Origin of the sequence: Marinobacter sp. (genome assembly GCF_041686475.1) — a bacterium.
GTDB lineage: Bacteria > Pseudomonadota > Gammaproteobacteria > Pseudomonadales > Oleiphilaceae > Marinobacter.
Genome location: NZ_JAWLDU010000033.1, coordinates 1 through 26,687, shown reverse-complemented (window position 1 = coordinate 26,687; position 26,687 = coordinate 1). Strand labels below are relative to the sequence as shown.

24 protein-coding genes are annotated in these 26,687 nt (G+C 58.4%); 8 read left to right on the top strand and 16 right to left on the bottom strand.

What is annotated here, in order from left to right; all coding sequences use genetic code 11:
• Positions 1-108: 108 nt before the first annotated feature.
• From ACESMB_RS09410 to ACESMB_RS09400, 3 genes are all read right to left on the bottom strand, one after another.
• A complete protein-coding gene (locus tag ACESMB_RS09410) occupies positions 109-282 on the bottom strand; it encodes a hypothetical protein (protein ID WP_372925113.1) in 174 nt (57 codons plus the stop codon).
• Positions 283-406: 124 nt separating this feature from the next.
• The gene (gene can / locus ACESMB_RS09405; protein ID WP_372925112.1) at positions 407-1,084 is read right to left on the bottom strand and encodes a carbonate dehydratase; all 678 of its coding nucleotides are present in this window, start codon (positions 1,082-1,084) and stop codon (positions 407-409) included.
• A gap of 65 nt (positions 1,085-1,149) precedes the next feature.
• Complete coding sequence (locus ACESMB_RS09400) at positions 1,150-6,036, bottom strand: NAD-glutamate dehydrogenase (protein WP_372925111.1); 4,887 nt, start codon at positions 6,034-6,036, stop codon at positions 1,150-1,152.
• Between the two features lie 144 nt (positions 6,037-6,180).
• On the opposite strand from ACESMB_RS09400, the gene ACESMB_RS09395 reads away from it, so the two are divergent.
• From ACESMB_RS09395 to ACESMB_RS09370, 6 genes are read left to right on the top strand one after another with little or no spacing between them, the layout of a single operon-like run.
• Positions 6,181-7,143 (top strand): AAA family ATPase, encoded by a 963-nt coding sequence (locus ACESMB_RS09395; RefSeq protein WP_372925110.1) that lies wholly within the window; start codon positions 6,181-6,183, stop codon positions 7,141-7,143.
• 11 nt (positions 7,144-7,154) lie between these two features.
• Entirely contained in the window at positions 7,155-8,099 is a 945-nt protein-coding gene (locus ACESMB_RS09390) for a DUF58 domain-containing protein (protein ID WP_372971394.1), read from the top strand.
• Between the two features lie 18 nt (positions 8,100-8,117).
• The gene (locus ACESMB_RS09385; protein ID WP_372971393.1) at positions 8,118-8,588 is read left to right on the top strand and encodes a DUF4381 domain-containing protein; all 471 of its coding nucleotides are present in this window, start codon (positions 8,118-8,120) and stop codon (positions 8,586-8,588) included.
• Positions 8,582-9,604, top strand: a complete 1,023-nt coding sequence (locus ACESMB_RS09380) for a vWA domain-containing protein (protein ID WP_372925107.1) — start codon at positions 8,582-8,584, stop codon at positions 9,602-9,604. Before ACESMB_RS09385 ends, ACESMB_RS09380 begins: the two co-directional genes overlap by 7 nt.
• The gene (locus ACESMB_RS09375) at positions 9,597-11,378 is read left to right on the top strand and encodes a VWA domain-containing protein (RefSeq protein WP_372925106.1); all 1,782 of its coding nucleotides are present in this window, start codon (positions 9,597-9,599) and stop codon (positions 11,376-11,378) included. Before ACESMB_RS09380 ends, ACESMB_RS09375 begins: the two co-directional genes overlap by 8 nt.
• Positions 11,379-11,437: 59 nt before the next feature.
• On the top strand, positions 11,438-13,123 hold the full coding sequence (locus tag ACESMB_RS09370; RefSeq protein ID WP_372971392.1) for a BatD family protein: 1,686 nt from the start codon (positions 11,438-11,440) through the stop codon (positions 13,121-13,123).
• Between the two features lie 5 nt (positions 13,124-13,128).
• Here the strand turns inward: ACESMB_RS09370 and ccmI are convergent, their stop codons facing one another.
• The 9 genes from ccmI to ccmA all read right to left on the bottom strand — a co-directional run bounded on the left by ccmI (position 13,129) and on the right by ccmA (position 20,386).
• The gene (ccmI, locus tag ACESMB_RS09365) at positions 13,129-14,406 is read right to left on the bottom strand and encodes a c-type cytochrome biogenesis protein CcmI (protein ID WP_372971391.1); all 1,278 of its coding nucleotides are present in this window, start codon (positions 14,404-14,406) and stop codon (positions 13,129-13,131) included.
• Positions 14,407-14,476: 70 nt separating this feature from the next.
• Positions 14,477-14,959, bottom strand: coding sequence for a cytochrome c-type biogenesis protein (locus ACESMB_RS09360; protein WP_372925103.1), 483 nt, complete (start codon positions 14,957-14,959; stop codon positions 14,477-14,479).
• Positions 14,959-15,495, bottom strand: coding sequence for a DsbE family thiol:disulfide interchange protein (locus ACESMB_RS09355; RefSeq protein WP_372925102.1), 537 nt, complete (start codon positions 15,493-15,495; stop codon positions 14,959-14,961). The genes ACESMB_RS09360 and ACESMB_RS09355 overlap by 1 nt, the downstream gene beginning before the upstream one ends.
• Positions 15,492-17,504 carry a heme lyase CcmF/NrfE family subunit gene (locus ACESMB_RS09350; protein ID WP_372925101.1) on the bottom strand — a complete coding sequence of 671 codons (2,013 nt, stop codon included), beginning with the start codon at positions 17,502-17,504 and terminating at the stop codon, positions 15,492-15,494. Before ACESMB_RS09350 ends, ACESMB_RS09355 begins: the two co-directional genes overlap by 4 nt.
• Positions 17,505-17,543: 39 nt before the next feature.
• Positions 17,544-18,020 carry a cytochrome c maturation protein CcmE gene (ccmE, locus tag ACESMB_RS09345; protein ID WP_372925100.1) on the bottom strand — a complete coding sequence of 159 codons (477 nt, stop codon included), beginning with the start codon at positions 18,018-18,020 and terminating at the stop codon, positions 17,544-17,546.
• A gap of 14 nt (positions 18,021-18,034) precedes the next feature.
• Positions 18,035-18,262 (bottom strand): heme exporter protein CcmD, encoded by a 228-nt coding sequence (gene ccmD / locus ACESMB_RS09340; RefSeq protein ID WP_372925099.1) that lies wholly within the window; start codon positions 18,260-18,262, stop codon positions 18,035-18,037.
• 4 nt (positions 18,263-18,266) lie between these two features.
• Positions 18,267-19,010 (bottom strand): heme ABC transporter permease CcmC, encoded by a 744-nt coding sequence (gene ccmC, locus ACESMB_RS09335; RefSeq protein ID WP_372925098.1) that lies wholly within the window; start codon positions 19,008-19,010, stop codon positions 18,267-18,269.
• 22 nt (positions 19,011-19,032) lie between these two features.
• Complete coding sequence (gene ccmB / locus ACESMB_RS09330; protein ID WP_372925125.1) at positions 19,033-19,695, bottom strand: heme exporter protein CcmB; 663 nt, start codon at positions 19,693-19,695, stop codon at positions 19,033-19,035.
• A gap of 52 nt (positions 19,696-19,747) precedes the next feature.
• On the bottom strand, positions 19,748-20,386 hold the full coding sequence (gene ccmA / locus ACESMB_RS09325) for a cytochrome c biogenesis heme-transporting ATPase CcmA (protein WP_372925097.1): 639 nt from the start codon (positions 20,384-20,386) through the stop codon (positions 19,748-19,750).
• A gap of 224 nt (positions 20,387-20,610) precedes the next feature.
• Between ccmA and ACESMB_RS09320 the strand changes: the two genes are divergently transcribed.
• Together ACESMB_RS09320 and ACESMB_RS09315 are read left to right on the top strand one after the other, a co-directional pair.
• A complete protein-coding gene (locus ACESMB_RS09320; protein ID WP_372971390.1) occupies positions 20,611-21,870 on the top strand; it encodes a flagellar hook-length control protein FliK in 1,260 nt (419 codons plus the stop codon).
• Positions 21,867-22,184, top strand: a complete 318-nt coding sequence (locus ACESMB_RS09315) for an EscU/YscU/HrcU family type III secretion system export apparatus switch protein (RefSeq protein WP_372925095.1) — start codon at positions 21,867-21,869, stop codon at positions 22,182-22,184. The genes ACESMB_RS09320 and ACESMB_RS09315 overlap by 4 nt, the downstream gene beginning before the upstream one ends.
• Here the strand turns inward: ACESMB_RS09315 and ACESMB_RS09310 are convergent.
• The 4 genes from ACESMB_RS09310 to ACESMB_RS09295 form a co-directional block, all read right to left on the bottom strand.
• The gene (locus tag ACESMB_RS09310) at positions 22,170-23,273 is read right to left on the bottom strand and encodes an ATP-binding protein (RefSeq protein WP_372971389.1); all 1,104 of its coding nucleotides are present in this window, start codon (positions 23,271-23,273) and stop codon (positions 22,170-22,172) included. The genes ACESMB_RS09315 and ACESMB_RS09310 overlap by 15 nt on opposite strands.
• The gene (locus tag ACESMB_RS09305; RefSeq protein ID WP_372925093.1) at positions 23,270-25,552 is read right to left on the bottom strand and encodes an ATPase, T2SS/T4P/T4SS family; all 2,283 of its coding nucleotides are present in this window, start codon (positions 25,550-25,552) and stop codon (positions 23,270-23,272) included. The genes ACESMB_RS09310 and ACESMB_RS09305 overlap by 4 nt, the downstream gene beginning before the upstream one ends.
• 26 nt (positions 25,553-25,578) lie before the next feature.
• Positions 25,579-25,971 (bottom strand): DUF2802 domain-containing protein, encoded by a 393-nt coding sequence (locus ACESMB_RS09300; protein WP_372925092.1) that lies wholly within the window; start codon positions 25,969-25,971, stop codon positions 25,579-25,581.
• Between the two features lie 65 nt (positions 25,972-26,036).
• Entirely contained in the window at positions 26,037-26,525 is a 489-nt protein-coding gene (locus tag ACESMB_RS09295) for a chemotaxis protein CheW (protein WP_372925091.1), read from the bottom strand.
• Positions 26,526-26,687: the final 162 nt, after the last annotated feature.

Genomic DNA, 26,687 nt, shown 5'->3' with positions numbered 1-26,687 from the left:
TTGTGGGACGGTTCCGGTCTTTGAATCAGGCGGGATACTCTAACCGGAATAAAGCCCGGAGTCTCGGCCCGGGCCATCAGATCTGTCAGTGTGAAGATGCCGCACGGATTACTTGTACTGCGCTACCGTATTGGCACGTAAGGCGTCTTCCGGAGACATCCCCCAGTCTTCGGAGGAAGAGGACCGGGATGCGGCATTATCGGATCTCCGGCGAGCCTCTGATACCTGCGACGCTTTACGCGGGTTCAGTGCACTAAGGGCTTTCTGCATGATTTCGCGCATCTTCAACCTCCTCAATTGCTACGAGCCCAGTGTAACAAGGGAGGCTGCACCCGACTGTGATGACAGCGAGGGTCAGTTAGTGACGCCTGTCACGAATAATTGACACAATTTAACACTATTATTGTCACTTTTTTTGACGACCCGAGCGAACAGGCCTCAATACCAACTCATCGACACTGTTCTGCTTGACGCTTTCACGATCGGTCTCCGAGCCGATGGAAAGCCCCATGTCCCGGAGAATCCCGTCGGCCACATCGTAGACAAACCCGTGAACGGTCAGCGGCTGCCCTCTGCGCCAGGCTTCCTGAACGATGTTGTTCTGACACACGTGGCCCACCTGCTCGACAACATTGAGTTCGCAAAGCCGGTCGATACGGTCTTGCTCACTGCCAAGCCCGTCGAGCACCCGGACATACTTGTCGCGAACATCCTGGACATGCCTTAGCCAGTTGGAAATCAGGCCGAAGCCCTCATTGTGCAGGGCTGCCTTGACACCACCACAACCGTAGTGCCCCACCACAAGAATGTGCTTTACCTTGAGCACATCAATGGCGAACTGCAGAACCGACAGACAATTGAAGTCAGTGTGCACCACCACGTTAGCGACGTTGCGGTGCACAAACAGCTCACCGGGCATCAGGTCCACAATCTGGTTGGCGGGCACCCGGCTGTCTGCACATCCGATCCAGAGGTACTCGGGGGCCTGCTGATTGGATAGCCGGGCAAAAAAATCCGGGTCCTGACCTTTAATGCTGTCGGCCCACGCCCTGTTTTTTTCCAGCAGTTTATCGAGCTGCCCCATCAAACCTCCTACCTGCGAATAAACGATGCCGGAATTGAACGGCAATCAACACCATAAAGCAATACTCAAGTGGTCTGAGCCAGAGCCTCATCGTGCTGTTCGTGCATGGTAGTCTGGGCAAGGTCCAGCAGTTCCCGCAGCGCCACTGAGAACATGGCGTACTCCGGCTCCCTGACGCCTTTCAGTTCAGTGAGCATGGATTTCCAGCGATTGATCATCGCGGCATGGCGCTGCATCCAGCTCTCGACACAGCCGTTGACATCAGCCGGCTTGTCAGCCAGCTTGAGAACGCCCGTTGTCAGGGCCCGCTGCTGCCAATCCAGATCCTCCCGGAAACTTTCACGCGCCAGGGCCTGCCAGTGGGAGGCCGGCACCAGCGCTGCGATCGCATTGGCAAACCAGTTCAGATCCAGCTTGTCGCCGAGATCATAATAGAGATTGGCAACGGTTTTCAGCGGCATACCGGTGGCCTCCCTTGCCTCGATAATACCCAGTGACGAGTAGAGGTAACTGGTACCGGATACCACAGAGGCCAGGTCCTCAGGCAACCCCGACTCTACCAGCGCATCGTGGCGTTTCTTCCAGTCTGCCCGGGCCTGATCGCCGAGATAATCCGGCAGGTCTGCGGTGATTTTCCAGACACTGTCGGCAAATCGCTCCATATGGCTCTGGATACTGAGTTCGGCGCGGCGGTTACGCAGCAACCAGCGAACGGCACGGCGCATCAACCGCATCAGGTCACCCATCAGTTCGATCTGCAGATTCGCCGGGATGAAGTAATCCAGGTATTCAATCTTGTCCCACCAGGTATCCAGGCGGAACACGTCACGGGCAATGATCCAGGCCAGGGCGATGGACCCCGCATCAGCACCGGTGGATTGCTTCAGTCTCTCAACAAAAGTGATCCCCATGTGGTTGACCATGTCGTTCGCAATCTGGGTAGCAATGATCTCGCGACGCAACTGGTGCTCACCCAGTTCTTTGGAGAACTTGCGAGTGAGCTCCTTGGGGAAAACCTTGTACATCTCGCCCGCCAGCAGGGGCTCGTCAGGCAGGCTACTGGCAATAAGAGTCTGTTTCAGGTCACCCTTGACGTAGGAAATAAGTACCGAAAGTTCGGGCCGGGTCAGCCCTTTCTTGTCCAGCTTTCTTTCCGAAAGGGTTTCGTCGTCCGGCAGGAATTCAAGGCTGCGGTTGAGTTTGCCCTCGCTTTCCATGGTGTTCATAAGACGGCGGTATTCTTCCAGCCGGGTTGCTGCGCCCATGCTGGCAATACTGATAGCCTGTGTCTGCCGGTAGTTGTTTTTCAGAACCAGCGCGGCCACGTCGTCGGTCATTTCCTCCAGCATGAGGTTGCGCTGCTTGTAGGTGAGGTCGCCCATGGCAACCGCCTGGTTCAGCAGGATCTTCATGTTTACTTCGTGGTCCGAGCAATCCACACCACCGGAGTTGTCGATAAAATCGGTATTCAGCCGGCCACCTTTCAGGGCAAATTCAATGCGCCCCATCTGGGTCATGCCCAGATTGCCGCCCTCGCCGACAATCTTGCAGCGGAGCTCGGTGCCATTAATGCGCAGTGCGTCATTAGCCTTGTCCCCGACATCCGAATGTGACTCAGCGCCTCCCTTCACGTAGGTGCCAATACCACCGATCCAGAGCAAATCCGCCTGGGATTTAAGAATATGGGTAATCAACATGTTCGGAGGCACACGGTCGGATTTGATGCCCAACAGCTTCTTCATCTCGGGGCTGACCGGAATTGACTTGGCACTGCGACTGAAGACACCGCCACCCTTGGAGATCAGGCTGGTGTCGTAATCGGTCCAGGAAGAACGCGGAAGCTCGAACAGGCGCTTGCGCTCTTTGTAGCTCCTTTCTGCATCCGGCGTCGGGTCAATAAAGATATGGATGTGGTTGAATGCTGCCACCAGTTTCGTCTTTTCCGAAGACAACAGCCCGTTACCGAATACATCCCCCCCCATGTCGCCGATACCGATGGCCGTAAATTCGTCCAGAGCAGGGTTGATGCCCAGCTCCTTGAAATGCCGTTCCACGGACACCCAGGCACCGCGGGCGGTAATACCCATTTTCTTGTGATCATAGCCATTGCTGCCACCAGAGGCAAAGGCATCGCCCATCCAGAAGCCGTATTCATCCGCCAGGCCGTTGGCGATATCCGAGAAGGTCGCCGTTCCCTTGTCGGCAGCCACCACCAGGTAGTGATCATCCTCGTCGTGACGGATCACCGATTCCGGCGGCTGGATACCGGCGTCCACAAGGTTATCGGTGATGTCCAGCAAACCACGAATGAAGGTCTTGTAAGCCTCGATACCCTCAGCCTGGAAGGCTTCCCGATCTGTCATATCGGGCAGGCGCTTGGCCACGAAACCGCCTTTGGCACCCACCGGCACGATCACCGCATTTTTGACCTGTTGCGCTTTTACCAGCCCCAGAATCTCGGTGCGATAATCCTCGAAGCGGTCTGACCAGCGCAGGCCGCCGCGGGCAACCTTGCCGCCACGCAGATGCACACCCTCAACACGCGGTGAATAGACGAAAATCTCGAACATCGGCAACGGCAGCGGCACATCCGGGATCTGTGACGGATCGAATTTTACACTGATGTAGGGCTTGGTGAGACCGTTTTTGTCGGGCTGGTAATAGTTGGTGCGCAGCGTGGCCTGCATCAACTCAAGGAAAAGTCGTAGCACGCGATCTTCACTAAGGTTCTCGACACTATCGAGACCGGCGTTGAACTCGATTTGAAGTTTCTGCTGCGCGGCCTTGCTCTTGCCCTCGCTCTGATAGCGCGTGGGGTTGAAACGCACCTCGAAGAACTCGAGCAACAGCCGTGTCAGATCAACGTGGTTGACCAGCGTATTCGATATAAACGTCTGACTGTTGGAGAAACGGATCTGCCGCATGTAGCGGGCAAAGGTACGAAGCAGGGCAATCTCCCGCCAGCTCATGTAAGAGGACAGTAACAGCCGGTTAAAGGCATCGTTTTCCGCATCGCCGTACCAGACCCGGCGAAAGAGATCCTCGAAGATGGGGCGGATACGGTGTATATCCACTGCCGTTGCGCTGTGAGCCTGTATGGTGAAGTCGTGGATCCATACGGTTTTGTCGCGGCGATTGGTTACTTCAAAAGGATGCTCTCCGATAACCCGGAACCCCAGGTTGTCAAAGATCGGCATGACATCCGACAGAGGCAACGTCTCATCCGGATAAAAAAGCTTGAAGTGCAGTATGCTCTCGTCCTCTTCCAGAGCCCGGTAAAAGCTCATAGTGAGGTGCTTTTCACTGGCGGCCTCGGCAATGTGCTCAAGATCTATGGCTGCGCGCCTTGGCGAAAACATGTCTTCGTAGCTGGCAGGAAAGCCTGATGAGTAAAGGCGGAACAGCTCGTTGCCCTGCTCCTCACCATAGGCCTCGTTCAGTGCCTCCATCAGGCCGTCCCGCCAGGACTGGGCAAGCTGGATCACCTTATTGCGAATCTCGGTGATAGGCAGTTGGCGATTTTCCACCTTGGGAACACGGACCGTGAACTGCACCCGTGCCAGAACCGATTCCGAGAAATGGGTGACAAACTCGATATCCTCGGCCTCGAGCCTGTCCCGCAGCACCTGTTCGACCTTCAGACGCAGTTCCGTGTTATAGATGTCTCGGGGAAAAAAGGCCAGACAGGTAACAAACTGACCGTACACATCTTCCCGCATGAACAGCTCTATGCGGCGCCGCTCCTGAATGTAGAGAATGCTCTTGGCAACCGACAGCAGTTCACCGGGCTCGATCTGGAACAGTTCGTCACGGGGATAGACCGTGAGTATCTGATCCAGCTCCTTGCCGGCGTAATCGGCACGCAAGAAACCGGAGCGCCTCATAACCGTCTGGAACTTGCGCCTCAGCAGCGGGATTTCGTCTGGGCGCTCGTTGTAGACACGTGAGGTGTAAAGACCCAAAAACCGGCGCTCACCGACTACTTCGCCTTTGCTGTTAAACTTTTTGACCGCGATGTAGTCCGGATAGGCCGGCCGATGCACTCGTGAACGTTGGGCCGACTTGGCGAAGATGAAGATATCGTCGGTGCGGGTCATCTCATGGCGGGTTCGCTGGGGCAACTCATTCAGCCGGACCTTGTCCGGGCGCTCATTGTTAACCCTCAGGATACCCAACTCAGAATTCTCGATACGGCGGGCCACCAGACCATTTTTATCCCTGGTAAAATCGTACTCGTCGTAGCCCAGGAAGGTGAAATGATCCTTCACCAACCATTCCAGGAACGCTTTCGCCTCTTCTTTCTGTTCTTCGTCAATGCCGGCAGTGGTATTGTCAAGTTCACGACTGATTTCATTGACTTTTTCAGTCACTATCGGAAAATCACCGACCGCGATCCGGACCTCATGCAAAATGGCCTGAAACGCCTCTTCCAGCATTCTGAGGTCCTCAGGATTGCTGTGGCGATCGATTTCCAGTGCTATAAACGCCTCGTGATTACCGTCCAGAACCTTTTTCTTGGGCGGGTGCAGTTTCTTCAAATTGCCCTCGGCGTCGCGCTCCACCTGGAGAACCGAATGCTGGATGGAGTGTGTGCCAATTTCGCGTTGATTGATCGCTATTCGCAGGGAATCGATCAGGAAGGGCATGTTCGGATGCAGTACGAAAATCACCGAGTGTGTAGACTGCCAGCCATCACTTTCCAGGTCCGGATTGAACACGGATACCGCGGTTTCCTCAGCCGCGCGCTTCTGGAGAAATTTCCAGGCCGCCAGTATGGCCCCGTAGGTATCCGAGAACCGACGACTAACGAGCTCTTCGAGAGGAATATGGGCATAATGCTGCTTTGCGAATTCACTGATCTTCTTCGCTTCGGTTTTCGCAATTTTTTCCGCGAAAGCTTCGTCCAGCTGCTGAAAAAACTGTTCCTTGCTGGCGATTGTCAGCGCATTCATAGTCGACCTCTATGAGTGTGAAATAAACGTAATCGGCGTACTGTCAAATAAGCATAGTCAAAGCCTTGATTTTTGCGCCGCAGATGCGAAAACTGCGGCAACTACTTACGCGAACAGCCCCTTCACCAGGAGTAGAAATCCCCAATGGCATTACAGCATACGTTCGGCGAGCTCAGGTCCCAGTTAGCAAAAAGAATAATCGGTCAGGAACAGCTCGTGGACCGTTTGCTGATCGCCCTGCTGGCCGATGGCCACCTGTTGGTGGAAGGTGCTCCCGGCCTCGCCAAAACAACCGCGATCAAAGCCCTGGCAGACCACCTTGAAGGCGACTTTCACCGTATCCAGTTCACTCCGGACCTGCTTCCGTCAGACGTTACCGGCAGTGAGATCTACCGTGCAGAAACCGGACAGTTCGAATTCCAGCACGGGCCGATCTTCCACAACCTGGTGTTGGCGGATGAGATCAACCGGGCACCGGCGAAGGTTCAGTCAGCGCTGCTGGAAGCCATGGGCGAGCGCCAGGTTAGCGTCGGTATGCGCACCTTTCCACTGGACCGCCTGTTCATGGTGATGGCCACCCAGAACCCTATCGAGCAGGAAGGCACTTACCCGCTTCCGGAGGCTCAGCTGGACCGCTTCCTGATGCACGTGGTGATTGACTACCCTTCCGCCGAAGCAGAAAAGGCCATTCTGCACCTGGCCAGAAACGACTACCGCCGTGGCCAGGTTGCCGCGGAAGTGCGCCTGAACGCTGATCAGGTGTTTGACGCAAGGAACGAAGTTTGCGACATCTACATGTCGGAGCCGGTGGAGCAGTATCTGCTGGCGCTGGTTCTGGCAACCCGCAACCCGGCTGCCCTGGATCCCGAACTTGCCCGCTGGACCGCCTTCGGTGCCAGCCCCAGGGGCACCATTGCGCTGGACCGGTGCGCCCGCGCCATGGCCTGGCTCGAGGGACGGGACTACGTCAGCCCGGACGACGTTCGCAACATTGCCTTTGATGTGCTGAGGCACCGTATTCTGCTGACATTCGAGGCGGAAGCCGAAGGCATTACGGCGGATGCGATCATTCAGCGACTCATAGACCGCGTTCCGGTTACCGCCTGAACACCGTGACCATGACAGAAACCGAACCAGCCACCCATATTTCCCTGCCAGGCCTGATCCGGCTGCAGGCGGATGCCCGGGCCCTGAAGTTGCCGGCGGCACGACCGGTGAGGTCGCGCCAGACCGGCCTGCAGCGTTCTCCACGCCGGGGGCGGGGCATGGCCTTTGCGGAGGTGCGGCAGTACCAGCCCGGCGACGATATCCGCAGCATCGACTGGCGGGTTACAGCCAGGCGGCAGTCGCCCCATACCAAGCTGTATGAGGAAGAGCGCGAGCGTCCGGTACTGCTGCTGTGTGATCTTGGCCCGTCCCTGTTCTTTGCCAGTACCGGTGCCTACAAGCAGGTGCGCTGCGCGCAGCTTGCCGGCATCCTGGCGTGGCTGGCGCTCTGGTCCGGGGACCAGGTGGGCGGCATTGTATTCAATGGCAGGGAACTGACCGTCCTGCGGCCCGCACGTCGCAAGAAATCCGTGCTGCAGTTTCTTGATACCGTAGCGGCGCAGCAGCGGGTCTCTCGGGGCGAAGAGAACCATAGCTCCAGCGCGGGTTCAGCGGCGGACCTGGATACTGCCCTGCAGGAGGCCCGCAGGGTCGCCCATACCGGTAGTCGTATTTTTGTCGTCAGTGACTTTCTCAACATCACCGGCGAGACATCGCGACTGCTGGGGTCACTGGCACGCCACAATTCCGTCAGTGCACTCAGGGTTATTGACCCTCTGGAGCTTAAACTGCCAGACAGCGGCCGCTTCGCCATCGCCGGGGAGGACGGGCCGGTATGGTTTGACAGCAGCAACCCCCGTTTCCAGCGGGCGTATGCCGAGAAGGTACGACAACACACAGAAGCACTTGCGGAATGCTTTCGCATGGCCGGAGTGCAACCCGCGAGCGTTATGACCAGTGACCAGCCGGCGCTGATACTGCAGACACTGCTCGGCCCCCGTGGCCACATCGGATAACAGGACCGCTTCGAGCCCATGATGGAACAGGATCCGCTGAGCCAGCTCAGAGACATACACCTGCCACAACCGGGCGGCTTCTGGCCCCCGGCGCCAGGCTGGTGGATTCTGCTGGCCATTGCCCTGGCGCTGGCGGTGCTGGCCTTCGTGCTTATCAGGCGGAAATATCGCAGGAACCGTTGGCTGCGCACCGCAAGGAAGGAGCTGCAGCGGCTTGAGCAGAACGCCACAGCAGATGACCGATGGTTCGCTGCAATGAACCAGCTACTGAAGCAGTCGGCGCGAATACGTTATCCGGAACGTGTACCGGAATCCCTGTCTGGTGAACCCTGGATTCACTTCCTTCTGGAGACCAGCCCGACAGACAGGGTAGCGTACCGCCCCATAGTCGAAGCCATGGTCAATAGCGCCTGGCAGCCGGTTCCTGCATGCAAACCAGCAGACGCCATCGCCTTTGCCCGGACATGGCTGGGAGGCCAGAAATGCTGAGCCTTGCCTATCCCTGGATACTGCTGCTGGCATTACTGCCACTTGTATTGCGCCTGCGTCGCCGCAGCGCCCAGTCGGTAGAAGCGCCGGTCTTCCCGGTAGGCCACTGGTTATCCGATTTACCCGGTGTCAGCCGCAGCGGCAGCCGCGCGCCCCTCTGGCAGCAACTGGTACTGTTGCTGATCTGGCTATTGCTGGTGGTGGCACTGGCGCGGCCGCAACATGTCGGAGAACAGATACAGATGCCTGTGAGTGGGCGTGACCTGCTGCTGGCCGTCGACATATCACCCTCCATGGACGAACAGGACATGGTGATCCAGGGCCGCAGCATCAACAGGTTGCAGGCAGTGAAGCGGGTACTGGACGATTTTATCGAACGCCGTGAAGGCGACCGGCTCGGCCTCCTGCTGTTCGGCACCGAACCCTACATCCAGGCGCCACTGACGTTTGACCGGGCAACGGTACAGACCTTACTCGACGAAGCCGGCATTGGCATGGCCGGGCGCGCCACGGCTATTGGCGATGCTCTCGGGCTTGCGGTCAAGCGTCTGCGGGACCGCCCCCAGGAACAGAGGGTTGTCATCCTGTTGACCGACGGCGCCAATACTGCAGGCGAAGTTGCACCGGACAAGGCTGCGGAGATCGCCCAGGCAGCCGGGGTACGTATATACACCATCGGCATTGGCGCCGAATCCATGGTGCAGCGCGGCCTCCTCGGCTCCCGCAGGGTTAATCCCTCCCGGGACCTGGATGAAGAGTTGTTGAAGCGGATAGCCCAGCAGACCCGCGGTGAGTATTTCCGTGCCCGCAGCCTGCCCGAACTGGAGCTGATCTATGAAAGCATCAACCAGCTGGAGCTTATCGAGCTGGAGGGCAAGCACTATCGACCAGTAACAGAACTCTATGTCTGGCCAGCGGGCCTTGCTGCCCTGATCTGGGTGTTGATGCAGGGCCTCAGGCTGGCCCGGGCCAGGCGCCACTCCGCAACCACGCCACAGGAGGCAGGCAATGGCTGACTTTCATTTCCTCCGTCCGCTGTGGCTGTTGCTATTACTGGCGGCCTTCCTGTTACCGCTGCTGTTGCGGCGATTCCATCAGAGTGACAGTGGCTGGAGCAGAATCATTCCAGCCAGATTGCTGCGGCCCATGATCAGTCAGTCGGGTGCTGCCGGGTCGCCCCGGAAATCTCCCGTAGTGCCGGCCGTAGCGGCTGTCGCCGTGCTGGCAATCGCACTGGCAGGACCGTCCTGGCGGCAGGCACCAACACCATTGCAACAACAGAATGACAGCCTGGTGATCGTACTGGACCTGTCCCTGTCCATGCTGGCAACCGATGTGGAACCGGACAGGCTGACCGTTGCCAAGCGCAAGATCCGCGACATTCTCAAGGCCCGTGAAGGCGCCCTGACGGCGCTTGTTGTTTACGCTGCAGACGCCCACGTAGTGACACCGCTGACGGACGACCGCAACACCATCGAGGGCATGCTGGACGTACTGGAGCCCGTCATCATGCCCGCCGCTGGGAACCGCACCGACCTGGGGGTTGAACGGGGCCTCGAACTACTTGAGCGCGGAGCGCCCGGCAATGGCCGCCTGCTGCTGATTGCAGACGAGGTGGGAGAACGTTATCGCGAACGCATTACCAGCCAACTGGCGGGCAGCCGCTTTGCCCTGAACACCCTCACCGTCGGTACCACCGAGGGCGGGCCCATACCGTTGGCACGCCAGGGCTTTATACAAGATAACGGAGACATCGTGATTGCCCGTGCCGACCCGGACGGCATGAAAAACCTGGCAGACAGCAGCGGGGGCAAAGGCCACAGGTTGACCATTGCCAACGAGGATATTCTTGCTCTCGATCTCCGCCCCATTGATTCTGCAGACTGGGAAGACAGCGATGGGGACCTGAAGGTCAAGCGCTGGCAGGACGATGGCTACTGGTTACTCTGGCTGGTAGCACCGCTGGCGCTTATTGGCTGGCGGCGCGGTGCCATGGTCATCATACTGTTCGCCCTGCTGCCGCTGACTCCTCGCACGGCCATGGCGTTAGACTGGGACAGCCTCTGGTCGCGTGATGATCAGCGGGCACCGGAGCTGATTGAAAAGGAGCCGGGGCGCGCGGCACAGATACTCGATGATCCCGCGTGGCGCGGCAGCGCACTCTACCGGGAGGGCAATTACGAGAGTGCTGCCGACGCATTTTCACAGGCGCAAACACCAGAAGCGGAATACAATCGCGGCAACGCGCTGGCGCGGGCTGGTGAGCTCGAGGAAGCGCTCAAGGCTTATGAAAATGCGCTGGAAAAAAATCCGGATGACGAAGACGCCAGATTCAACCGTGACCTGGTGAAACAGCTTTTAAAGGAGCAACAGCAGAATCAGTCCGGTGATGAAGGCGATGAGTCTTCCCAACAGGATGGTGACCAGCAACAACAGGGCAATCAGCAGAACGATCAGGGGGGTTCCGATAGCCAGAACCCACAGGAGGGCCCGTCGGAACAATCCAATGACCAGCAAAATGACCAACAACAGACCGGTGAGCCGGATAACGACAACCAGCAACGGGAACAGTCCGTGGGTCAGGATGAACAGCCTGGTGACGAGGCCGCTGAAAGCGACAGCCAGGAGCCCGGGTCACCAGCGGCACTGGACACGTCGCCACTAAATCAGGGCCAGGAGCAATGGCTCAGGCGCGTCCCGGACAATCCCGGGGGGCTACTGCGCAGAAAATTCCTCCAACAATACCAGGACAGGGACACACCATCTGATGAGGGCGATACACCATGGTAAGCCGGCTGACCTGTGCGTCTATTCTGATATCGCTGCTGATGGCCGTCGCAGGACAGGCCTTGGCAGCAAATGAGCTGGTGGTTGAACCCGACAGGACCCGCATTCACGAAGGTGAGGTGCTAACCCTGACCGTCACAGGGAAAACGGACATTGAAATCAACCTCCGCAATCCGTTTGATTTTGACATGTCCAGCCTGCCGAAACCGGATATCGAAAAGTTGGAAGGTGATTTCGAGATACTGTCCACTAATGAGCAGTATTCCATTCTTAGCCTTAACAGAGACATGGTTGGCGAGATCACATGGACCTATCAATTGGCGCCAACAACCACCGGAAAACTGACAATTCCTGCGCTCAGCTTCAAAGACGCAGAATCCGAGCCGATCGATATACAAGTGGAAAGCGGTGCACCGACGGCCAATGAACAGGATGGCCCGCGTGACAGTTTTATCGAACTGGAAACAAACAAAGATGAGGTTTACGTGCAGGAACAGCTGGTGCTGACCGTAAAGCTGTTTTTCACTGGTAACCTGATCCGTGGTGAGTTGTCCGAGCCCGAGCACCCCCATGCCATTATTGAATCTCTGGGCAAGCAGGGAGAGTACACCCGCTATCGGGATGGGATGCGCTATCGCGTGGTGGAGCGCCGATATGCGCTGTTTCCACAGCGAGAAGGCGAACTCAGCCTGCAACCAATCCGGTTCGAAGGTCAGGCCCGCAATAACGACGGCCAGCTGAAACTTCTCCGTGACAACGCCACCCTGTTCGACATACCGGTCAAGGGTGTACCGGCGGAATTCAGCGGCGACACCTGGCTGCCGGCCCGCAACCTGTCACTGAATGAGTCCGGGCTGCCGGAAAACAGAACAGTGTCAGCCGGCCAGAACCTCACACGAACCCTGAAACTGCAAGCTGACGGTTTGCCCTCAGAAACGCTGCCACCCTTCCCCGAGGAAATGCCTGATGGCATGCGCGCCTACCCGGAAAAGCCTGAACGCACAACAACACCCGGCAGCGAGGGGCTGGCATCGGAACTGACACAGACCGCTGCACTGGTGCCCGTTCAGCCAGGAGAGCTGACGCTACCGGAAATCCGGATTCCCTGGTGGGATACTGAGAATGATACCGAGCGGGTTGCCGTTATTCCCGCCAGCACGCTGACAATCGAGGCAATTCCCGGTCAGATCGAGTCATTGCCGGCCGATTCGCCCGACGAAGCAGGCGCCGCCGTTGACGATGAAGAAAAGAGCCCGGAAACGACACCTGCAAACAATGAAGGCCCGGGGTTCTGGCCACTGGTTGCACTGGCCCTTCTCGGAGCCTGGCTGGCAACCCTGGCAGCCTGGTGGTTTTCCCGGCGCAGGGTGCAACCCACAACCGGCGTGGAAAGCTCCGGCGATCTCAGTGAACAAGCCCTGTTCAGGGACCTGTGTGAAGCCGCCCGCAGGGGTTCAGCAACAACAACCGACCTGCTGGTGCGCTGGATGGCGGCCAGGCATCCGGAACATACCTTTCACAGCATTGTGGACGTAAACCGGTTCCTGGAGGACAAGGAACTGGCAGCCGAAATTGCAGAACTGCAACAAAGACTGTTCGGTACACCTGAACAGCAGGCGACCGTGCCCTGGAACGGCGACCGCCTGGTGACAGCATTGATCCGGAATCGCGGTGCCACCGGCACCCAGGGCAAAGAAGATCGGTTGCCGCCGCTGTATCCCGAAGGGCTGAGAACCAGCGGAAGCTGAGCCGGCTACTGAACCAGCTGGCTATCGATAACCAGTGTGACGGGCTCGGCCTGCTCATCGCCAACCGCAACCGGCTCGTCCAGCTCGCCCTCCCAGTCTCCTGCCTGGGCGCGTGCGGTGCCTGCCCGTGACAGTCTTGCCTGCACACGCACCTCGCTGGCATCCGAAAGCTTGTTGTCCGGTGACATATTGAAACGATCATCAAGGCGCACATCGGCCGGCAACTGGCCCGCTGTCAACCGGGCAACTGCCAGTGGCGGACCACCCTGCCCCTCGGCGTCGCGGGCAAGTACGAACAACGTTGTATCTGCCGGAATCTCGTCACGGAAAGACTCGTCAATCTCTACCCGAACGGTGACTCCAGGGCCCGATGCCGCTTCGGCGTCATCATTTGGCGCTTCACGCCCAAGTCGCTGATAGGCCTGCTCGATGCCCTGACGAATAGAGCCGATCTGGGGGTGGTCTGGCGCTACTTCTACAATCCGCTCCCAGTAGCGGAGCGCCTCTTCATAGTTTTCCTGGCCAAAGGCGTAAATACCCAGTAAACCCAGTGAGTTCACTTCGTCGGGGTTAATGGATCTGGCATTCTCAATGGCTTCGGAAACTTCAGACGTCAGTTCCCCCTGACTGCCAAAAAACTGTGCCTGCGCGGAAAGACCCCACGCAACCGCCATGCCATTGTCATCGTCCTCAATGATGTCCGCGAGCCTCTCAAAGGCCCAGGCCGCATCATTATATTGTTCCAGGCGCATATAGGTGCGGCCCAACATCGCCCAGCCGTCCCTGTTGTCCGGGTTTTCCTCCAGACGTTCCCGCAGCTGAGCCGTGAGTTCCTGCATCTGGCCCAGGCGATCACCATCGGCCGCTGTCATTTCCTGCATGGCGCGGAACTGCTCAACGTCATCCAGAGCGCCCCATTGCTGGTAGAGCAACACAGCCGCGGCTGGAACAAGCAGCAGGCTCACCAGGGCCACCGCAACAGAACTCCTGCCGCCCCTGACCTGCGCCGGCGACTCAAGAACTCCCCGCTCGGCGTCAGGTACATCGTCCAGCATGCTGCCCGCGAGCTCCTCCCTGAGCTGCCTGTAGCTCTCTTCATCCATGGCGCCGGCCTCAAACTCGCGGTCCAGTTCTTCCATGCGGCTTCGATAAGCCAACAGGTTCTGGTTACGCAAATCCATCTCGGCACGGCGACCCGAGCGATGAAAGAACAGGGGCGCAACTATAAAGGCCAGGGCAAGAAGGATCAGTACTGCAGATGTCAGCCAGAAAGTCTGTGTCATAGAACGGTCACGGTCCGGTTAAATAGGAATTGGCGGCGATAATGCGATTCGACATTCGGGGCGCAGGGTATCAGGACGAGCGCTCAGACCCGTCGCCGGAAAGAATCCTGGATGCGCGCTCACGCTCATCGTTGGTTAACCCGGAGTCGCTGTCATTATTGCGACGGGCACGGATCACAATACTGGCAACAATCAGCAGGCCAATCAGCACAACAATCACGGGTGTTGCCCACAAAAGAAGTGTGCGGCTCTCCACTTGCGGTTTGTAACGAACAAATTCGCCAAAGCGGGCTACCATGGCGTTGACGACTTCGTCATCGGAGGCTCCCGTAGACATCATCTGGTACGCTTCTTCTCTCATATCCTTCGATATGGGTGCATTGGAGTCTGCTATGTTCTGGTTCTGGCACTTCGGGCAGCGAAGCTCTGAAATCAGATTGTGAAATCGCTGCTCTTCTGACTCGTTATCAAAACTGTATACATCACTGGGCTCGGCCGTTAACAAAGGCCCATACGCCACCAGTAACAAGGCTATCAGTACCGAGCGCACCATCAGATTTTCTCCCTGTACCGCTGGACCAGGGGCTCGATATCCTGCTCCCAGACCTTCTCGTTAACCACGCCCACATGACGATGGCGAACAATGCCTTCGGCATCGATCACGTAGGTTTCCGGGGCTCCATAGACACCGAGATCAAAGCCCAGCCGGCCGCGTGGATCATAAATGGACACCTGGTACGGATCCCCCAGCCTGTCGAGCCAGACCAGAGCGTCATCGCGGTTATCCTTGTAGTTCAGACCCACGATACGAATACCCTTCTCCTCAGCCAGCCAGACCAGATCATCGTGCTCGTCGCGGCAGGCGGGGCACCAGGTACCCCACACATTCAACAGCGATACCCGGCCCTTGAACAACTCACGATCCAGTTGGCGGCCCTCGTCGTGAAGGTCCGACAACTGGAATTCAGGCACTGGCTTGCCGATCAGGGCGGATTCCAGCTTGTTGGGATCCTTGCCGATACCGGCAAACAGAACCACACCCAGCACCACCGCAAGGATGACCGGAATGAACAGGAATGCCCGTTTCATGAAACCGCTCCTGCCGGGTCAGCACGGCCCTGCTCTCCCAATCCGGATGAATCCACGGTCTTTCCCTGTGCCACCTTGTCGCGGACACGGTAACGACGGTCTGCAATCGCCAGGAAGCCGCCGGCGGCCATAAACAGGGACCCCAACCACAGCCAGCGCACCAGTGGCTTGTACTGCAGCCGGATCGCCCAGGCGTCGTCAGACACCCGCTCACCAATGGCCACAAACACATCGCGGAACAGCCCGGCATCAATGTCGGCTTCTGTCATGGTGTTACGCTGTACCATATACTGACGTTTTTCAGGGTAAAGCGTCGAAACCACCCGGTCGTTTTCGTCAGAAACCTCAAAGCGCCCGTATTCCGCTGTAAAGTTCTTGCCACGACGGTTACCAATCTCGGTGAAGGATACCTGATAGTCCCCCAGAGACGCCGTATCACCCGGCGACATACGGACATCCCGTTCAATGCCGTAATTGGATACAACCGTCGCGCCCGCCATGACAATGGCCAGACCCAGGTGGCCGAGCACCATGCCGTAGTAGCTGCGGGACTGTCGCTTCAACCCGTGGAGGCGGCCCTGCTTCGAACCGGACTTGTCCCAGATGTCCCAGAAGGTTGCAACAGTGACCCACATGGCAGCAAAAACACCGGCAAAGGCCCAGGGCTTGAAGGCGCCGTACGTCACCATCACCGCAGCAGTCGCCACCATGCTGACAGCCAGCGGCCACAACAGCTTGCGCCCCAGCCAGCCACCGTCGGTTTTTTTCCAGCGGGAAAATATCCCGGCGCCAAGCAGCAGGCCGGCAGCTATGCCAAGCGGGCTGAAGGTCAAATTGAAGAAGGGTTCACCGATAGAAAGCCGGCCCATATCCAGGTAATCCAGCACCAGCGGGTATAGCGTGCCCACCAGTACCAGCAACGTGGCTGCCACCAGCAGCACATTATTGAGCAGCAGGAAGATCTCCCGTGACAAACTGCCATAACGGGCACGGACGTGCACCACGGGTGCGCGGAACGCATACAGGGTCAAGCTGCAGATAATGGTGATTGCCAGCAGCACCAGCAGGAAGGTGCCACGATCGGGATCAGACGCGAAGGCGTGAACGGACGTCAACACACCGGAGCGCACCAGGAAGGTTCCCAGCAGGCTCAGGGCGAAAGTGACTATCGCCAGTAACACCGTCCAGCTCTTGAAGACCCCGCGCTTCTCGGTAACTGCAAGACTGTGCATCAACGCGGTACCTGATAACCAGGGCAACAGCGATGCATTTTCTACCGGGTCCCAGAACCACCAGCCACCCCAGCCAAGCTCGTAATAGGCCCACCAGCTTCCAAGGGCAATACCCAGAGTCAGGAAAGACCAGGCCACCGTTGTCCAGGGACGAGACCAACGTGCCCAGGCGGCGTCCAGCTTGCCATTAATCAGCGCGGCAATGGCAAAGGCAAAGGCCACGGAAAAACCAACATAACCCATGTAGAGCATGGGTGGATGGATAATCAGACCAAAATCCTGCAACAGAGGGTTCAGGTCGGCACCGTCGGCGGGTACATTGGGAAGGGTTCGGTCAAAGGGATTCGAAGTAATGATGGTAAACAGCAGGAAACCCACCGTAACCATGGCGATAACGGCCAGTACCTGAGACAACATGACTGCCGGTAAACGGCGGCTGAATACTGCAACGGCAAGGATCCAGCCAACCAGCATCAACACCCAGAGCAGCAAAGAGCCTTCATGGCCTCCCCACACCGCGCTGAATTTATAGTACCAGGGCAGCATGCTGTTGCTGTTGTTGGCAACGTATGCAACCGAGAAATCGTCCGTCATGAAGGCGTAGGTCAGTATTCCGTAGGCCAGCGCCACAAACACAAACAGCCCCGCTGATAGCGGCCTGGCAAAGGCCTGGAGCTGATCACGTCCAGTCACCGAGCCTACGAGCGGGACCACTGAGAGCAACACTGCCAGCAACAGCGCGAGTATCAGTGCAATCTGTCCGAGTTCCGGATACATCAGGGTTCTCCAACTGTTTCAACAGGATGGCCAGCAGCTTCAGTAGCTGGCGGCAGATTCGCTTTCCCCACCGGACATGGCAGCCCGTTTACCGGCGGCTTTCTCCAGCGCCTCGTTCACTTCCGGCGACATATAGTTCTCATCATGCTTGGCCAGAACCTGGTCCGCCACGAACCGGCCATTGCCGTCCAGCCGGCCCATGGCAACCACACCCTGCCCCTCTGCGAACAGGTCGGGCAGGATTCCGGTGTACTCCATCAACACCGAGGAGGTGAAATCCGTTACCTTGAACTCCACCCTCAGACTCTCCGGATCTCTCAGCACCGATCCCTCTTCCACCATGCCGCCGGCCCGTATGCGCACGTCCTTCGGAGCCTCACCCTCGGCAATCTGGCTGGGGTCGTAAAACAGGTTGATGTTCTGTCGCAGTGCATAGGTGGCCAGAGCAACCGCAATGGACACCCCTGCCAGAAGGAACAGGACAATGGTCAGCCGTTTTTTTCGGATTGGATGCATGGTTCATCTACCAGTCAGTCATGTGAAGGTTCAATTCGGGTGAAGCTGGCGCCTGCAGGGCTGTTGTTGCGTATTGGCGTGCTGCCAATCTGGCGATGGTGTCGCGCGATAACAGCGCGGCGCTGGCGCAGTGACCACCACGCAAGAACCCCCATCAACAGGAAGAATACGAAATAACAGGTCCAGACGTAGGGGCCGTGCCCTTCCATCACGATAAACGCTCCGAACGAATCGAATGCCATCGGATCAGTTCCCCCGTGCCTGAACAAGTTCTTTCACCCAACGGGTTCGGCCTTCCCTCATCAGGATCTCGGTCTGCATCCGCAAACAGGCCAGCCAGCCAAATATCAGATACAGCCCCAGCAGCGAAAGTAACAATGGCATCCACATCTCTGCCGGCATGCTGGGTTTTTCTGTCAATTTGAAGGTGGCGGGCTGATGGAGGGTATTCCACCATTCCACGGAATATTTGATGATAGGTATATTCACTACGCCCACCAGAACCAGCACCGCAACCGCCCGAGCCGACGACTTTTCATCCGATATCGCCGCTCCCAGGGCCATCACACCAAAATACAGGAACAGCAGGATCAGCATGGAGGTAAGCCGGGCATCCCATATCCACCAGGTACCCCAGGTCGGCTTGCCCCAGACCGCACCGGTAAACAGGGCGAGAAAGGTCAGAGCTGCCCCCACCGGCGCCACCGCCTTTACAAATACATCCGCCAGCTTCATACGCCATACCAGGGTCACCAGACCTGCAACCGCCATCATCATGTAAACAGACTGCGCCAGGAATGCCGAGGGCACATGGATAAAAATAATGCGGTAGCTGTTGCCCTGCAGATAGTCCTGGGGAGCAAATGCCAGGCCCCAACCAATACCGACCGCCAGCAGGGCAACGCCAATCCAGAGAAGCCAGGGCATCAATGTTGACGCAATACCGAAAAACCACTTCGGTGAGCCCAGCTTGTGAAAAATTTGCCACATCAGGTTGCTACCCTTCTACTTTTTAACTGTTGGACAGACTGATTCGTAAAGCGGCTGCCGATGCGAAAGGAGCCAGAGTCAGGGCCAACACCAGAAACGCCCCCATCAGCGCCAGCTGCCCTCCCACCGGCGCGCCTTCGGAGGCGGCCATTACCGTTCCGGTGCCAAAAATCAGCACCGGAATGTACAGCGGAATGATCAGCAGTGACAAGAGTACGCCTGCCGATCGCAAACCAAGCGTCAGCGCTGCCCCGATGGAGCCGATCAGGCTCAGTACGGGCGTTCCGATCAGCAGCGTTAGACACAGAACTGCAACAGAGTTCCCCTGCAGATGCACCATTATTCCAAGAACTGGTGCAAGCAATACCAGTGGCAATCCCGTCAGCACCCAGTGCGCCAGGGATTTGGCCAGCACCAGCAGGAACAGTGGCTGGGGCTGAAGTACCAGTTGCTCCAGCGTGCCGTCGTCGAAATCGTGCCGGTAAAGGTGATCCAGTGACAAAAGTACCGATAACAACGCTGCCACCCACAGGATACCGCTGCCAGCCTGCTGAAGAAATGACACTTCCGGACTAACCCCCAGGGGGAAAAGGGTTACCACCATGACAAAAAACAGTAGCGGATTGAGCAGGTCCTGGGGTTGACGGAGTGCGGTCTTCAGATCCCGCACAAAAACCGCTTTCATGGCAGTTGCCGTGCCTACTGAAAGCTCCGGGGAGCGCAGGCCAACCTTGAGCTCAGTGGTCATAGCCGTCGCCGCCCCCCAGGGTAACCCTGTGCATTGTTGGCAACCGCAGGTCATGGTGCGTTGTCACCACGATAGCGCCGCCATTCTCGACGCGCTCGACTAATAACCGCTCCAGAGCTGCCACCCCATGCATATCGATAGCGGTGAACACCTCATCCAGAATCCATAACGGCTCATCCGCTATCAGTAACCTCGCCAGTGCCACTCGCCGCTGCTGGCCGGCGGAAAGATTGCGACAGGGAACCTCCTGGAAACCACCAAGCCCCGTGCCCTCCAGCGCCTGCCACAGAACCTTGTCCGGCACTGAACGGCGCCCGGCCATCAGGGCGCGCAGGTTTTCCATGGGGGTGAGCAGTGGCTTGATGCCGGCACGGTGACCGAGATAGAGCATATTGCGGAGAAATTCTTCCCGGTAGGCATGGCGACTTTTGCCGCGCCAGAGCAGATCACCACTGTAACTGTCGTTCAGCCCGGCCAGTATCCGCAATAGCGTGGTCTTGCCGGAGCCGTTTGGGCCCTCGACACGGATCAGAGTACCGGGCAGTATGGAAAAGGAGAGGTCCCGGAACAGTATCCGGTCGTCACGCTCACACTCAAGATTGACAGCCTGTAGTAACGGCTCAGACATCGGGGCCCCAGGGCTTATAGACATTACTGACCCGGCGGGTTCAGACGATCGGGAAGGCAAAGCTTGCCGGCGGGGCGTATTATAACGAAAGCGCCCCGGGAATACTCTTTTCTGGCATCAAATCAGTGGCAATGAAATTACCAAACGGTAACCCAGCACCACCGCCCAGAACAGAAGCGACCGCGCCGCCCACGGGCCGGCCGACAGCGGAGCGACCGTCGACAATGCCGGACGCGGCTTCCGCTCGGGTTCAGCTCGACCAGCTCAAGCTCACGAACCGCGAAGCTACACTGGCACGGGTCGCGGAAGTGATCAACCGCCAGTCGCCCGCGGGCGCTCAGTTGCTGCTGGATATCCGCGGCCAGTCGCTTGCCGTTCAGGCAGCCATCGGGGACACCTCCCTGGAAACCGGTGACTGGGTCAAGGTGATGAGGGCAGGCAATGAGCTGCAGCTCATGGGCAAGCTGGCCCAGGCACCGGAAGCAGGTATTGCAAGGGCTCTGGCACAGCGCCTGCCCTGGCAACAGTCCATTGATTCCGGCCTGGCGAAACTGCTTGCCACCCTGACCCAGGGACTGAGGCAGGACCCTCTTCCCGGCCAGCTACCTTCAGCAAGGCCGGCTCAACCCCTGCCGGAGGCAGCCAGGCTTGCCATTGAACAGCTGGTAAACAGGCTACCCTCGGGAAACGGCCTGACACCTGGCTCAGGCAGTGAGTCTGCCACCACCCAGCAGGTGCGCCAGTGGCTATCGGAGAGCGGGCTGTTTGCCGAGTCACGCCTCGCGCAGAACCCAACTGCCCAGCTTCCGGATCTCAAACTGGCCCTCGGCAGGGTTATTACGGCCTTGCTTGCGAGCCAGGGCAGTACCCCCGAGCAGTTCAACCGGCTCACCCCCATTGCAACGCCGGAGCTGATGCAGGCCCCCCTGCAGTTCCCGCAACCTATGACAACACCCGCGGCCCGCAGTGATGGCGAACCACCCAGTGTCGGGCAGATGCTGCGCCTGCTGGCCGGGATGCTGAACCGCATCACCGTCAACCAGCTACACAGCCAGGCTCTGACGTCCCGGAGCGGCGGTGACGCCACGGCACCGGCCTCTACCCTGGTGCTGGACCTGCCCTGGCTGACACCGCAGAATGAACCCAGGCTGGCGCAAGTACGGATTGAACAATATCCCGAAGACCATGAGTCCGAACACAAGCCTGCATCGTCAACAGCAACCGAGTGGCGCCTGTCCCTGGCCATGGATCTGGATGACGCCGGCCCGCTGCATTTCGATATCGCCCTGCGCCAGCAGTCGGTCAGTGCCCGGGTATGGGCGGAAAAACAGATGACCCTGCGCAAGGTGAATCAGGAGCTGCCCGCACTAAGGCAAAGCCTGACCGATCTCGGCCTGGAGGTAACGGACCTGGAGTGCCGTCGGGGAACACCCCAGAGCAGCGTTACCCGCCTGGAACACCGACTCGTGGATACCCGCGCATGACCTCACGCAAACCCCATCACGACAGCAGAGCCGCCGTCGCCCTCAGGTACGATGGTGAACAGGCGCCGACCATCAGCGCAACCGGTACCCACGAGCTGGCCGAGGAGATTATCCGCATTGCCCGTGAGCACGACGTCCCCTTGTACGAAAACGCCGAGCTCGCCAGCATTCTGGCGCGGCTTTCGTTGAACGAGGATATCCCGGAGTCGCTGTACCGGGTCATCGCGGAAATTCTGGCCTTTGCCTTCCATATCCGGGGGCTGAAACCCGGAGACCGTCAGCCGGAGCAGCCGGACAGCTCAGTGGATCAGTGAGCGCAACGCCCAGGCCTGCTGCCAGTTGTCACCACGCCTTGGTGCCACCGCTGTATCGAAGTAGTGTTTCAGCCGTCGACGATCGTCCGGCTGGTCCTTGAGGGCCGAGCCGATGATATGGTGCATAAGCTGCTCTACGGTTATACGGCCGCCGCCATAATACCAGGCGTTCAGGCTGGCGGCATGGGCCACCGAAACCGCTTCTGCGGTGGACAGGGCAGAGCCGGCCAGCCGGTCCGTACTGCGGCCATCCAGAGTCTGGCCATTGCGAAGTTCGTGGAACATGGTCACCAGAATCTCAATGACCGACTCATCAAGATCCACATCGATACCTGCCCGTGAATTGGCCTTGAGGACTTCCCGCAGCACCACGTCCATTTCATCCGCCAGATTGTGTATCGGGCGGATTTCCTCAAAGTCCATCCGCCGCTTGAGGGCGGCACTCATGCGGTGAACACCTTCATCAATGCTGTTCGAGGTGGCAATGACGTTAAACCCTTCCCGGGCCAGTACCACTCCTTCCTCGCCGGCCAGTTCGGGGATCACCACTACCCGGTCCGACAATACTGACAGGAGGGCATCCTGTAGTGTCTGCGAACAGCGGGCGATCTCCTCAAAACGAACCATACGCCCTTCCATCATGCCCCGCAGCAAAGGGCTGGGCACCAACGCTTTCAGGCAGGGGCCCTCGCTACGCAGGACAGACTCATTCCAGCTGTACAAAAGCTGTCCGACCTGGCTCACCGCTCCCCCCTGGAGCGTGAGCGTGGAACTGCCCGATATCGCCGCCGACAGCAGTTCGGACAACCAGGACTTGGCGGTACCGGGTTCACCGACAAGAAGGCACCCACGGCTGGTGCACAGGGAAATGATAATCCGGACCACCATGGCCCGGTCGGCGACAAACTTCCGCTCAATGCCGAGCTGTTCATCACCCATCACGAATTTTTCAACGGCACGGGGCGACATTTGCCAGCCGGGTGGCACAGGACCATGATCCATGCCTCTGAGCCTGTCCAGTTCCTCGGCGCATACCACTTCCACCGGTTCGCGCTGGGCCGCTTTGACACCCTGATTCCTGCTGTTCATTCCTGACTCCTGCGGCCGCCCCGGACCTCCGGCGCCATGCGTTCCCTGGGGAGGATTCGCGGCAATTCCGAAAGCGGGATAATGCCTTCAATTACGTGGTCCAGCGCACTGTCCCGCATGGTAATGAGTCCTGCATCCAGCGCCCGCCAGCGAAGCTCGCCAATCGGCGGCTGGCTGGAAATGGCATTGCGGATATCGGAATCCACCTCCATGTACTCCACAATGGCTACCCGGCCCCGGGTACCACGGCCGTTGCACTGGTCACAACCGGCCCCTTCAAAACACCGGAAATCCGCGGGCGGGCCATCCGGAAACACCTCGGCCAGAATCGCCGCATCCGGCTCAACAGGCCTGCGGCAGTGCTTGCAGATTCGTTTGGCCAGGCGCTGTGCGATCACTGCCAGCAGCTCACCGGCAATGGAATTGGGATGAACGCCAAGGTCGTACAGGCGCTGAAGAGAATCCACGGCGTCATTGCAGTGCAGAGTCGAAAGCACCACATGGCCGGTCTGAGAGGCCCGGATTGCCTCCAGCGCGGTTTCCTGATCGCGGATCTCACCAACCAGAATCACATCCGGGTCCTCACGTACAAACGCCTTCATGGCATCAGCAAAGCCAAAACCGATTTCCGTGCGCACCCGGGTTTGCTGGATGTTGTCGATGGAATATTCAATCGGATCCTCAACCGTGATGACCTTCCGGCGCCCGTCGTCAGCGAGGGTCTGAAGACCCGCATAGAGAGTGGTTGATTTCCCGGAACCGGTCGGACCAACCACCAGGACCAGACCCGCCGGGTTATCCAGCAGACGCTGGTAACGGGCGCCAATGGTCGGCGACATCCCCAGCTCGGAAATGGTCATGGCACGCCCGGTCTGGGGCAACAGCCGGATGATGGCATGCTCACCATGAAGCGAAGGCTGGGTCTGGATACGAAGATCGTAGGCCATGTCTCCCAGCTGCAGCCGGGAACGCCCGCCCTGGGGCAGTCGGTGCTCGGCAATGTTGAGCTCGGCCCTGAGCTTGATGACGTTGATGACCCCTTTGATCTCCCGGGGCGACAACTGGTACTGGGGTAAATCGTGAAGGTCCCCGTCTACCCTGAGGCGGATGCGAATCCGGTTTTCATACTGTTCAATGTGAATATCACTGGCTTTTTCACTGACAGCATCCAGCAGGATGGCCTCGTACACAGACACCAGGTAGGGGCTGACATGCCGGTTTCCGGGGTCGCTGCCCAGCAGCTGGTCCCTGTTTCCACCGGTGTCCGGCTTGTCTTCCTCGCCAGCACCATGATCTGTAATGAAGCGGTTGCCCTTGGCGGTCAGGTCCAGTGCTGACCAGATGCGACGGAAATCCGTCGGTGTAACCAGCAGACACTCAATAGCCTGGTTGGGGCTCAGCCGTTCCAGCTGGTCGGTGCGGGCATCCGGATCATCGGTAACAACGGTTATCCTGCCCCCCTCCTCTGCAATCGGAATCAGGCGTGACAAGTCCAGAAAGGTGCGGGAAAAGCGACGAAACAGCGCCGGATGAAGATCCGGGAGAACATTATCCGCGTCGGTGAAGGTCATGCCCCGCTGCTGAGCCAGGGAACGATAAAGGTCGGTCTCTTCAAGGTTCAGTTTGCGCCTGAGAACTTCCAGCACACGGCAATTCTGCTTCGCGGCCTCGACTCTCGCCTCCGCCAGAACCTTGTCGTCAACGACGCCCTGATCAATGAGAATCTGCTCGACGTTGCGATTGAAATCCACCCAGCCAAGGGTACGCACCCTGTCCAGTGCGGAATCCCGTTTGACGAACATGGCCAGGCTTGGTACCGGGCCGGCTCGCCCCTCCAGACAGATCAGATTACCCCCTTCCCGCAGAAATCGGCCCAGTGCCTTCCACTGGGCGATAAACGTTGTACACAGGATCAGGTCGCAAAGCTGGTCAGGCTCGGCGGCCTCCTCAACGCCGGAAATCACCACATCGACGTTATGCATGCCAAGGCGGAAAAATCGTTCCCTCGCGGCCTCGGCGATCACCGGGTTGTGTTCCAGATAAATTACCCGATGCGCCAGCTGTGAAAGCACTGCGGCAAGATAGCCGGAGCCGCCACCGACATGCATCACCACCTGATCCGGCTCGATCTCGGGTATCAGGGACAGGATATGGCTGACCGTTTCTTCGCGGGGAATGGAGTGGCCGGTTATGGAAGGAACCAGATCGGAACCGGAGACGAATTCATGGCGGGATACAGACCTGAGGGCCTCAACGGCCCTCGCGTACACTCTCTTCATTCAGCAGCGTCCGTTACAGCATGGTATCAGGCCGCCTGACGTTTTCTGAGTGCTGACACCAGCTCGGCCTCGGGACGGGAAATTCCGCACGTGTTCATAAGATCGTCGATATCCGCACCGAGATCAACCAGTCTCGACGCTTCATCATAGGAGATCCTAAGCGGGTCATTCTGGCGCATTTCGTCCATCATGCCACGCAACTCATGGAGCTGACGCTCGCAGGTCACAACCCGCTGCCCGACCCCCATGCTGCCACTGGCGGTTGCGTGAAGCTCCCGGCCCAGGGTTTCACAACGCTCTTTTACCTGCTCCCGAAGCTTGCTGATTTCACGGCGGGACAACATGCCCTGGACAAACAGCAGGCACAGTGCAACAGCCGTGATGAGCCAGGGGGCCTGGGAAGTAAACTCTGCAAACATGATGGACGTCCTCGGTTGATTGATCCACGGAGCGTCCATCCTGCCTGCAAGCGGCGACAACCGGCTTACAGGGCGGAGACTTCAGCCCATTCGTGGTCTGACAACATCTTGTCGAACTCGACCAGTATGATCAGCTCGCCGTTCTTGTTACACACACCCTGGATGAACTTGGCACTTTCCTCGTTCCCCACATTGGGTGCAGTCTCGATTTCACTGGCTTTCAGGTACACAACCTCGGCCACGGAATCCACCAGTATTCCCATCACCTGGTTGGACGACTCCATCACCACTATGCGGGTCGCGTCTGTGACCTCTGCATCCGCCAGACCAAAGCGACGGCGGGTGTCGATGACGGTGACCACGTTGCCCCGCAGGTTGATGATGCCCAGAACATAATCCGGAGCACCCGGAACCGGCGCGATTTCCGTGTACCGCAACACTTCCTGGATCTGCATGACATCAATGCCATAGGTTTCTTCATCCAGCCTGAAGGTTACGTACTGCAGTACCTGATCATCCTGGGCCTGATTTTGCTGTCCGCTCGGGGATGCCATAGCCTTGTGTCTCCTGTGGGCCGCCCCTGCAGGCAACCTGATTGTCAAAATTTCATCATCAGTGCCCAATACTATAGTTAAGGGCACAAACCGTGCCAGCACAGCACGGTTTCATTCAGTAACCGGAGTTTGCTAGCTGAGATCGAGGTGTTGTTCACGCTC